Origin of the sequence: Janthinobacterium sp. SUN137 (assembly GCF_030587265.1) — a bacterium.
Classification (GTDB): Bacteria; Pseudomonadota; Gammaproteobacteria; order Burkholderiales; family Burkholderiaceae_D; genus Janthinobacterium; species Janthinobacterium kumbetense.
The window spans coordinates 17,798-26,705 of sequence record NZ_JAPWHZ010000007.1; the positions used below are offsets into that span (position 1 = coordinate 17,798).

At 62.2% G+C, this 8,908-nt stretch carries 12 protein-coding genes; 5 read left to right on the forward strand and 7 right to left on the reverse strand.

Translation table 11 applies throughout. The annotated features are described in order from the left end of the window. Window positions 1–81 precede the first annotated feature (81 nt). Together O3298_RS27920 and O3298_RS27925 are read right to left on the reverse strand one after the other, a co-directional pair. Complete coding sequence (locus tag O3298_RS27920) at window positions 82–486, reverse strand: MerR family DNA-binding transcriptional regulator (protein ID WP_251351570.1); 405 nt, start codon at window positions 484–486, stop codon at window positions 82–84. Between the two features lie 94 nt (window positions 487–580). Further along, entirely contained in the window at window positions 581–955 is a 375-nt protein-coding gene (locus tag O3298_RS27925; protein WP_305061080.1) for a hypothetical protein, read from the reverse strand. Between the two features lie 244 nt (window positions 956–1,199). Between O3298_RS27925 and O3298_RS27930 the strand changes: the two genes are divergently transcribed. Next, the gene (locus O3298_RS27930) at window positions 1,200–1,607 is read left to right on the forward strand and encodes a hypothetical protein (RefSeq protein WP_034753756.1); all 408 of its coding nucleotides are present in this window, start codon (window positions 1,200–1,202) and stop codon (window positions 1,605–1,607) included. Between the two features lie 89 nt (window positions 1,608–1,696). Further along, window positions 1,697–2,023 (forward strand): hypothetical protein, encoded by a 327-nt coding sequence (locus O3298_RS27935; protein ID WP_289919990.1) that lies wholly within the window; start codon window positions 1,697–1,699, stop codon window positions 2,021–2,023. A gap of 24 nt (window positions 2,024–2,047) precedes the next feature. On the opposite strand, the gene O3298_RS27940 is transcribed toward O3298_RS27935, so the two are convergent. From O3298_RS27940 to O3298_RS27960, 5 genes are all read right to left on the reverse strand, one after another. After that, on the reverse strand, window positions 2,048–2,662 hold the full coding sequence (locus O3298_RS27940; protein WP_305061081.1) for a UbiX family flavin prenyltransferase: 615 nt from the start codon (window positions 2,660–2,662) through the stop codon (window positions 2,048–2,050). Further along, the gene (gene grxD, locus O3298_RS27945) at window positions 2,655–2,966 is read right to left on the reverse strand and encodes a Grx4 family monothiol glutaredoxin (RefSeq protein WP_305061082.1); all 312 of its coding nucleotides are present in this window, start codon (window positions 2,964–2,966) and stop codon (window positions 2,655–2,657) included. Before grxD ends, O3298_RS27940 begins: the two co-directional genes overlap by 8 nt. A gap of 105 nt (window positions 2,967–3,071) precedes the next feature. Continuing rightward, the gene (locus O3298_RS27950; protein ID WP_305061083.1) at window positions 3,072–3,542 is read right to left on the reverse strand and encodes a GNAT family N-acetyltransferase; all 471 of its coding nucleotides are present in this window, start codon (window positions 3,540–3,542) and stop codon (window positions 3,072–3,074) included. A 4-nt stretch (window positions 3,543–3,546) separates the two neighbouring features. Then, a complete protein-coding gene (locus tag O3298_RS27955; RefSeq protein ID WP_099666063.1) occupies window positions 3,547–5,895 on the reverse strand; it encodes a Tex family protein in 2,349 nt (782 codons plus the stop codon). Window positions 5,896–5,989: 94 nt separating this feature from the next. Continuing rightward, the gene (locus O3298_RS27960) at window positions 5,990–6,355 is read right to left on the reverse strand and encodes a hypothetical protein (protein ID WP_305061084.1); all 366 of its coding nucleotides are present in this window, start codon (window positions 6,353–6,355) and stop codon (window positions 5,990–5,992) included. A gap of 260 nt (window positions 6,356–6,615) precedes the next feature. Between O3298_RS27960 and O3298_RS27965 the strand changes: the two genes are divergently transcribed. From O3298_RS27965 to O3298_RS27975, 3 genes are read left to right on the forward strand one after another with little or no spacing between them, the layout of a single operon-like run. Then, window positions 6,616–7,278 (forward strand): secretin and TonB N-terminal domain-containing protein, encoded by a 663-nt coding sequence (locus tag O3298_RS27965; protein ID WP_180278660.1) that lies wholly within the window; start codon window positions 6,616–6,618, stop codon window positions 7,276–7,278. Between the two features lie 2 nt (window positions 7,279–7,280). Continuing rightward, window positions 7,281–7,838 (forward strand): RNA polymerase sigma factor, encoded by a 558-nt coding sequence (locus O3298_RS27970; RefSeq protein WP_035823145.1) that lies wholly within the window; start codon window positions 7,281–7,283, stop codon window positions 7,836–7,838. Next, complete coding sequence (locus O3298_RS27975) at window positions 7,831–8,778, forward strand: FecR domain-containing protein (RefSeq protein ID WP_305061085.1); 948 nt, start codon at window positions 7,831–7,833, stop codon at window positions 8,776–8,778. Before O3298_RS27970 ends, O3298_RS27975 begins: the two co-directional genes overlap by 8 nt. The last annotated feature ends 130 nt before the right edge of the window (window positions 8,779–8,908 follow it).

Sequence of the window (8,908 nt, forward strand, 5' to 3'; positions counted from 1 at the left end):
CAGTGAAGCTATGATACTCAGTTGTGACGTTTACGTAAACGTAAAGCGATGCGCGTGCGGCCTGCGCCGCCGCATCGCTGCCTAGCTGGTTTGCGCCTGATCCAGGTTCAAGTCCGCCAGCATGTGCGCGCAAGCGTCTTCATGCGCGCTGATTTCCGCCAGTGCCATTTCGATATCGATGCGCTGCTGTTCCAGGGTTTGCCGGTGCTGCGCCAGCACGCCCAGGAAGCGGTCCATCTGCGCGCGCGTGTCCTTCGGCGACTCGTACATGTCGACCAGGCTCTTGATCTCCGACAGCGCCAGGCCCAGGCGCTTGCCGCGCAGGGTCAGTTTCAATCGGGTGCGGTCGCGCGGCGTGTAGACGCGGCTGCGCCCGCCCGCGCCTTCGCGTTTCGGACTGAGCAAGCCCTGGTCTTCATAGAAACGGATGGCGCGCGCCGTGATGTCGAATTCCCGCGCCAGTTCGGTAATGGTATAGGTCGTCATTGCTGCGGGCGGTGTCGGTTGCATGGGTGGTCGGTCGCTGGATGGGTGCTGCGGGGTAATGGGTGGCAAAGTGCCGTTTACGTCAACGTCAATACTATTGTAGCGTGCCCTGCCCGTGCTGCAACAAAGAAAAAAGAGGACGTAGATAGGGGAATTTGGCGAATAAGGCAACAGTTACTGAAAATAAATTGATTCTTCTGGCGCAAACGCGCTTAAGATCGAGAGTTGGTGGCCAAGATGACACCAAAAAGAGCTTTCCTGGCATAACAGCGACATTCTTTTCGCTGCGATGGCAGTAAAATTTTTCGGGCGCAGATTCTTTCCAACCGGCACGATCAAAAAACAACGTTTCACTCTGAGCACGTTGTTCGAATCGTTTCCATGTTGGAAACAAAATGGCCCTTCTGAAAACTTTGTCTACAAGAAATTGTATGACATGGGCATTGCGTACATCGGTAGAGGAGGGCATTATCCGATACCGTACGTTGTAATGCCAAACCGAGGCTTTGAATCGTGCTGCAGTGCGAAAATCAAGGCCAGCCGCGAATTTGACCCGAAGCCACGCAGAATCACAAGAGAAAATTCGGCCCACTTTTCTACCCGGAAAGCCCGGCCGGAGTGTTAATTGTTAATTGATACTCTTTTCAAATGTAACATTCTGTATGGTCATTCAAGAAACTGACTTTCATGTTACAACATGAAATAGTACACCTATGAATTCTTCTAACGAACGCGAAAGCTTCAGCCAGCGACTTCAGTTGGCTCTCAAAAACGCCCATTATTCTCCAGACAGCCCGACCAGACTGGCCCGGGAATTCAATATCCGTTTCGACGGGCGCCCGATTACCGTGCATGCAGCTAGGAAATGGTTAGTAGGTGAAGCAATTCCGACGCAAGAGAAATTGCGCATGATTGCCCAATGGTTGGGCGTTCCGGCGGAATGGTTGCGTTTTGGCGGCCCGGAAAGCGCCACGCCGAATGGCGAAGCGGGCAGCGCTTTGTCGCGGTTTGAGTCCGCCGATGTGAAATTAATTGCCGATTTGCAAAGATTAGATGAACATCATCGTCAAATCGCGCGAGAATTTATTCGCATGCTGGTCAGAGTCAACTACCAAAAGTAAGCATTCAGGCCATCCCCGGCCGGCGCCGTCCGCCTTTCGCTGGCGGCGCTCTTCCTGTCCTTTTATTTGCGCAACGTCATACTGGAGACATGATTTTGTCGCACAATAAGACCTCGCATGTTGCGCTGCAGCGGAATTATTTGACAATAATCCCGCGCGCAGCGGCGCAGCGGCCAATACCAGCGCATAATCACATCAGAAGCAGCCAGTTCATCCACTACGGAGCCGAGCATTTGAGCCGTCTTATGAAAAGTAACTACAGCAATACCGCGCAGCTGAAGGACTTGATGACCGTGCCCCCCATGACTGCCGCGCAACATGCGGAAGTGATGCGCAAACGGATCGCCCACCGCAGGATGGTTGAAGAAGCCAGGGATTTGAAGCAGGCCAGTGCCGTTCAGTTTGAGAAGCGTTGAATTGGCGGTAGCAAGCGGAGAGGGCTAGCCAGGCGTGCCGTCGCTGGGGGTTTTCAAACCATTCCAGCGCGGCGCCAGGGCGTGCTCGATGCCGAGCAGGTCGATGACGCGCGCGACCGTATGGTCGACCATCTCCGCAATGCTTTGCGGGTGGTGATAAAAGCTGGGTAGTGGGGGGAAGATGATGCCGCCCATTTCCGTCACGGCCGTCATATTGCGCAGGTGCGCCAGGTTGAACGGCGTTTCGCGCACCATCAAAATCAGGCGGCGGCGCTCCTTGAGTACCACATCGGCTGCCCGCGTGATCAAATTATCCGACAGGCCATGGGCCACGGCCGCCAGGGTCTTCATCGAGCACGGTGCGACGACCATGCCATCCGATTGAAACGAGCCGCTGGCGATGCTTGCGCCGATGTCGCGCAGCTTGTGCACCACGTGCGCCTGCGCTTCGATGTCCTTGCGCCCCACGCCCGTTTCCTGGTGCAGGGTCAATACGGCTGCATCCGACAAGACCAGATGCGTCTCGACGCCGGGGATGGCGCCGAGCAATTGCAGCAGCCGCAAACCATACACGGCGCCCGTGGCGCCCGTGATGGCCACGACGATACGGCGCGGCCGCTGCTGTTGACTATCAGGCATCGAGCAGGGACTTCAGTTCGCCCGATTCAAACATTTCATTCATGATATCGGAACCACCGATGAACTCGCCATTGACATACAGTTGCGGAATGGTTGGCCAGTTCGAGTAATCCTTGATGCCTTGGCGCACTTCAGGGTCATCCAGCACGTTGACGGTAGCGATGTTTTCCACGCCGCATGCTTTCAGGATCTGGATGGCGCGGCCGGAAAAGCCGCACTGCGGGAACTGGGCCGTGCCCTTCATGAACAGCACGACTGGCGTGTTCGTCACGGTTTCTTTGATCCAGGTTTGTACGTCGCTCATAGCTGCCTCTGATGGGTAAATAAATAGATGCCGTCATTTTATAAGAAAACGCCGGCACGGGTATGCGCTCAAGTCATAAATCGGGCAAGTCAGCCACGTTGACGCTTATAACTGTTTGCCCAAGCACACCGATTGTGCCGCGCCCACGTATTTGCCCCAGGCAACGACGGGTGCATAGCCGTGTTTGGCATAAAACGCCACCGCGCGGGTATTCGCCACGCGGGTGGACAGGTGCAGCCGCGCATAGCCGAAGCAGCGCGCCTGCGCCTCCACATGGGCCAGCAGGGCCGCGCCCACGCCACCTTGGCCGGGGCGCGCATACATGCGCTTGAGTTCTGCCGTGGCGCTGTCCGGCCCGCCCAGCGGGCGCAGGGCCGCGCAGCCCAGCAGGTCACCGGCGGCGTTGCGGGCAAGATAAAAGCCGCCGCGCGGCGTGGCCGCCTCGGCATCGAAGGAAGAACGGCCGCTGTCGCCATTGATGCGCAGCAATGCGTCCGACAATTCGTCGAGCAGCAGCTGCGCATCCGGGCCGGCCGCGTCCGCCGCCAGGATGGTGATACCCTGCCTGGCGGCCACGAACTTAACCGCGCAGCTTGGCGAACGCGGCGGCCATGCTGCCGGCCGGTTCCGGCGCGTTGCGCGACTGCGACTGGTGCTGCGCCATGCTGCGGCGGTCGTTGCGGTCGCCACGTTGCTCCGGCTTGCTGCCCGCCTGCGGCGCGCTATCCGTCAGGCGCATGGTCAGCGCGATGCGCTTGCGCTTTTCATCGACTTCCAGCACTTTCACGCGCACGACTTGTCCCGCCTTGACCACCGTGTGCGGGTCTTTCACAAACGTGTTCGACAGGGCCGAGATGTGCACGAGGCCATCCTGGTGCACGCCGATGTCGACGAAGGCGCCAAAGGCGGCCACGTTGGTGACCACGCCTTCGAGAATCATGTCCGGGCGCAAGTCGCGGATTTCTTCCACGCCTTCCTTGAAGGTGGCCGTCGTAAATTCCGGACGCGGATCGCGGCCCGGCTTTTCCAGTTCCTTCAAGATGTCGGAAATGGTCGGCACGCCGAAGGTTTCATCCGCATACTTGGCTGGGCTGAGTGTTTTCAGCAGGGCCGTTTCGCCGATGACGGCCTTGATATCCTTCTTGATATCGGCCAGGATTTTTTCCACCAGCGGGTACGATTCCGGATGGACGGCCGAGGCGTCCAGCGGATTTTCGCCGCCCATCACGCGCAGGAAGCCCGCTGCCTGTTCGTACGTCTTGTCGCCCAGGCGCGGCACGGCTTTCAAGGCCGCACGCGAGGTGAACGCGCCCTTCATGTCGCGGTAGGTGACGATGCTTTGCGCCACGCTGGCCGAGAGGCCGGAGACGCGCGCCAGCAGCGGCGCCGACGCCGTGTTCACGTCCACGCCCACGGCGTTCACGCAATCTTCCACCACGGCATCGAGCGAACGGGCCAGCTGGCTTTGACTCACGTCATGCTGGTACTGGCCCACGCCGATCGATTTCGGGTCGATTTTCACCAGTTCGGCCAGCGGGTCTTGCAGGCGGCGCGCAATCGACACGGCGCCGCGCAGGGACACATCCATGTCCGGCAACTCTTTCGAGGCGAACTCGGACGCCGAATACACCGACGCGCCCGCTTCCGAGACGACGATCTTCGTCATCTTCGCTTCCGGATGCTGCTTGATCAAATCCTGCGCCAGCTTGTCCGTCTCGCGCGAGGCGGTGCCGTTGCCGATGGAAATCAGGGACACATTGTGCTTGGCGGCCAGGCGGCCCAGGGTGTGCAGGGAGCCGTCCCAGTCGTTTTTCGGCTGGTGCGGGTAGATCACGGCCGTGTCGACCACTTTGCCCGTGGCATCGACCACGGCGACCTTGACGCCCGTGCGCAAGCCCGGGTCCAGGCCCATGGTGGCGCGCTGGCCGGCCGGCGCGGCCAGCAGCAGCGCTTTCAGGTTGGTGGCGAAGACATTGATGGCGTCGAGTTCCGAGCGTTCGCGCAGCGCGCCCATCAGTTCCGTTTCCAGGTGCATGAAGCTTTTCACGCGCCAGGTCCAGCGCGCCGTGTCAAGCAACCATTTGTCGGCTGGACGGCCGAGGCTCTTGATGCCGAAGCGGGCGGCGATGCGGCCTTCGCACGGGTTGTGCGGCGCATCCCATTTCGGTTTTTCCGCTTCCGTATCCAGGCGCAGGGTGACGTCGAGGATGCCCTCGCGGCGGCCGCGCAGCAGCGCCAGCGCGCGGTGAGACGGCACTGTGGAAATGGTTTCCGAGTAATCGAAATAATCGGCGAATTTTTCGCCTTCGTCCTGCTTGCCTTCCACCACTTTCGATTCGACGATGCCGTGTTCCTGCACGTATTCGCGCAAGGTTTGCAGCAGCGTTGCATCTTCGGCGAAACGCTCCATCAGGATCTGGCGCGCGCCGTCGAGGGCCGCCTTGGTGTCCGCCACGCCCGGGTTGTTGCCATCGGCACTCGTGAACGCTTCGCGCAGGAACTTGCCCGCTTCCATTTCCGGCGTCAGTTCCGGATTGTCCAGCAAGCCGTCGGCCAGCGGCATCAAGCCCGCTTCGATGGCGATCTGCGCCTTCGTGCGGCGCTTTTGCTTGTATGGCAGATACAAGTCTTCCAGGCGCGTCTTGTCTTCCGCGTGCATGACGGCGTCCAGCAGCTCGGGCGTCATCTTGTTCTGTTCCGTGATCGAGGCCACGATGGCGGCGCGCCGCTCTTCCAGCTCGCGCAGGTAGCGCAAGCGCTCTTCGAGCAGACGCAGCTGGATATCGTCGAGGCCGCCGGTCGCTTCCTTGCGGTAACGGGCGATGAAGGGCACGGTGGCGCCTTCGTCGAGCAGTTCGATGGCGGCGGCAACCTGCACCGGTTTGGCGGCAAGTTCAAGGGCAAGACGTTGTTCGATAGTGGGCAGCATGGTTGTTTCCAGAGCGATCAAGCCTGGAATGATACGCAATCGGCGCGATTGCGCAATCTTGACAGCGCAAATGGACTGTGCGTTGACAACAGCGTTAGCGGGCCGGCAGCAGCGGGCTGGCGGGCGTCGCCGGCGGCGGGCGCTGCGGCGTGACGGATTTGCCAAAGGCATTGCCCATGCGGTGTTCGAGGGCGGCGCGGTTGTACAGGCCCAGCTGGTTCGACGGGCGCTGCACGATCGCTTCCGCGCCGGACAGGGCGGGCGGCTGCCGGTTCACGGTGTTGCTATCTGGCAATAATTTTTCATTCAAGCAAGACATCGATTGCGCGCGCTTGCCATTGACTTCCACTTCCACGCAGCCCTTCTCCGGCGCGGCCGCCTTCACGACGACGGTGTGCTCGTCCGCCTGTGCGGACAGGGTGGCGCAGGCCAGCAGCAATAGTGATAACAGGCGTGCCATGGCGGCTCCCGCAGTGGTGGATCAGGCGTTCAGCATAGCAAGATCATATGTCGCGGCGATGACACAGGCCGGCATGCGGGCCGATGCCATGTCATGCAGTTGTCATTTTATGAAGCTACCATCTTGCCATTCTGCAGGCAACATTGCAGTCAAGACACTTCATGAGCAGGATTTTTCGTTGATTCCCCTGGAAAATGACACTAAGCCACCGCCGCGCCGCAACGGGCAATGCCCTGTCCGCCTGCTTGCTGATGACATTCATGACATTGATGACATTCGTGCGGCCGGCTGCGGGTGCGGACGGTGCTGACGCCAGCGCGCACGCGACCCTGCGCTTCGACTTGCCCGCCCAGCCGCTCGATGCGGCTCTGGTGGCGTTCGGCGAAGTGACCGGGTATTCCGTGCTCGTCAGCAGCCAGCTGGCGGCCGGTCGCGTGGCAGCGCCCGTGCGCGGCGACTATACGCCGGCCGAAGCGCTGCAGCGCTTGCTGGCAGGCACGCAGCTGGGCGCGCGCTTCAGCGGCAGCAACGCGTTTACCTTGCTGGCGCTGGCCGACGCCCCCGTGGCGCCGGCGCCCGTGCCGGCCGAGGCCGCTCCTGCCGCGCTACCGTTGCAAGGCTATGCGGCCATCCTGCAGCGCTCGCTCACGCGCGCCCTGTGCCGCTTGCATCCGGACGCCTTCGGTCGCTACCGCCTGGCTTTCCAGCTGTGGCTTGACGAGCGGGGCAAGGTGCGCGCCGTACACGTGCTGGAACCGAGCGGCGTGGAACAGCGCGACCGCGCCGTGCTGCAGCGTTTGCGCAGCCTGCTGATGGATGGCGCGCCACCGGCGGGCTTGCCGCAGCCGCTGACGATTTTATTGACGCCGCGGCCCGATCCGGATGCCGATTGCGCGCCCTACCTGCTGGCCGGGGCGCCCTGACCATGCCGGAATTGCTCAAAACCACCTTGCGCAAGCTGTTCCTGGAACGCTACGGACAGTTTCGCCGCCACTTGCAGCGCCGCCTGGGCTCGGAAGACCTGGCCAACGACGCGCTGCATGAAACGTATCTGCGGGTCGAACGGATGAATGCGCCCGAGGCCATCAGCTACCCGTCCGCCTATTTGATGCGTATCGCCATCAACATTGCGGAAGATCAACGTCGCGACAATGCGCGTCTGCTCAGCTTGCCCGATATCGACGACCTGTACGAGATGGCCGACGAGCTGGCCGACCCGGCCCGCACCTTCAGCGCGCGCGCCGAACTGGAAGAACTGGAGCGGGCCTTGCAGGAGTTGCCGAAACGCCGGCGCGCCATCGTCATCGCCGCCCGCGTCGACCAGTTGCCGCACCGCGATATCGCCGAGCGCTTCGGCATTTCCGCCCGCACGGTAGAGAAGGAATTGCGCGCCGGCCTGGAACATTGCTGCGAGCGCATGGGACGCGATTTCATTCAGCGCTTCGGTCCCGGCGCGGGAAAAACGTCTAAACATCATGACTGAACAAGCGGAAGACGACATGAGTGTCATCCAGAAGGAAGCGCAGGCGTGGGTCGTGCGCCTGGCCTCGGGCCAGGTCAGCGAGCGCGATGCGCAAGTGTTTCGCCATTGGTGCGCGCGCAGCCGCAAGCATGCCAACGCGTTTGCCGAGGCGCGCGCCGTGTGGGGCGCCATGGCGCCGGCCGCGCGCGTCGTCAAGCGGGCGCAGGCACCCGTCAACACGGCGCGGCGCGCCTGGCTCGGCGGCGCCGTCGCCGCCTCGCTGGGCTTGCTGGTGCTGCGCCCGCCCATGGACCTGTGGCCGGCCGTCGCGGGTCTTGCCGCCGACTACGCCACGGGTACGGGCGAACAGCGCGAAGTGGCGCTCGATGGCGGCGTGCTGGTGCAGATGAATACGCAGACGCGCCTCGACGCGGCGCCCGTGCAGGATGGCGCCGCGGCGCTGGTGCTGCTGGCGGGCGAGGCGGAATTCCAGGCCGGCTTGCGCGGCGCGGCGCGGGTGCGCGTGCAGGCGGGCGACGGCACCGTGTCGGCCGGCAGCGCCCGTTTCAATATCCGCCTGTTTGGCCAGGAAGTGTGCGTGACGTGCCTGGCGGGCCGCCTGCGCGTGGCGCAGGCCGGCAACGATGCGGAACTGGCGGCCGGCCAGCAGCTGCGCTACCGGCCCGAGCATTTCGGCATCGCCCGCGCGGTGGCCAGGGGCGACGTCAGCGCGTGGCGCCAGCGCTTGCTGGTATTCAAGCAAAGCACCCTGGCCGAGGTGGTGGATGAGGTGAACCGCTACCGTCCCGGCAAGCTGATCCTCAATGGCGACGCCTTGAAACTCACGCGCGTGCAAGCGAGCTTTTCGCTCGACCGTCTCGACGACGTGATCGCCCTGATCCAGGACGCGTATGGCGCGCGCGTGACGCGGCTGCCGGGCGGCATCGTGCTGTTTGGCTAGCGATGCACGCCGATGGCATGCCGCCAATTATGACATTTTCATGACCTTTTGCAGTCCCGGACCTTGTTCCCTGTCAATGCTGCTGGAAGCCGCGAATCAGTGCCTGCCGCCCGCCCCGTGCGTGCCGCGC

Coding starts and splice junctions, on each gene's coding strand:
- O3298_RS27970 (WP_035823145.1), top strand. CDS start 7,281: ATGCCGGAATTGCTCAAAACCACCTTGCGCAAGCTGTTCCTGGAACGC.
- O3298_RS27935 (WP_289919990.1), top strand. CDS start 1,697: ATGATTTTGTCGCACAATAAGACCTCGCATGTTGCGCTGCAGCGGAAT.
- O3298_RS27965 (WP_180278660.1), top strand. CDS start 6,616: ATGACATTGATGACATTCGTGCGGCCGGCTGCGGGTGCGGACGGTGCT.
- O3298_RS27975 (WP_305061085.1), top strand. CDS start 7,831: ATGACTGAACAAGCGGAAGACGACATGAGTGTCATCCAGAAGGAAGCG.
- O3298_RS27955 (WP_099666063.1), bottom strand. CDS start 5,895: ATGCTGCCCACTATCGAACAACGTCTTGCCCTTGAACTTGCCGCCAAA.
- O3298_RS27960 (WP_305061084.1), bottom strand. CDS start 6,355: ATGGCACGCCTGTTATCACTATTGCTGCTGGCCTGCGCCACCCTGTCC.
- O3298_RS27930 (WP_034753756.1), top strand. CDS start 1,200: ATGAATTCTTCTAACGAACGCGAAAGCTTCAGCCAGCGACTTCAGTTG.
- O3298_RS27920 (WP_251351570.1), bottom strand. CDS start 486: ATGACGACCTATACCATTACCGAACTGGCGCGGGAATTCGACATCACG.
- grxD (WP_305061082.1), bottom strand. CDS start 2,966: ATGAGCGACGTACAAACCTGGATCAAAGAAACCGTGACGAACACGCCA.
- O3298_RS27940 (WP_305061081.1), bottom strand. CDS start 2,662: ATGCCTGATAGTCAACAGCAGCGGCCGCGCCGTATCGTCGTGGCCATC.
- O3298_RS27925 (WP_305061080.1), bottom strand. CDS start 955: ATGCCCTCCTCTACCGATGTACGCAATGCCCATGTCATACAATTTCTT.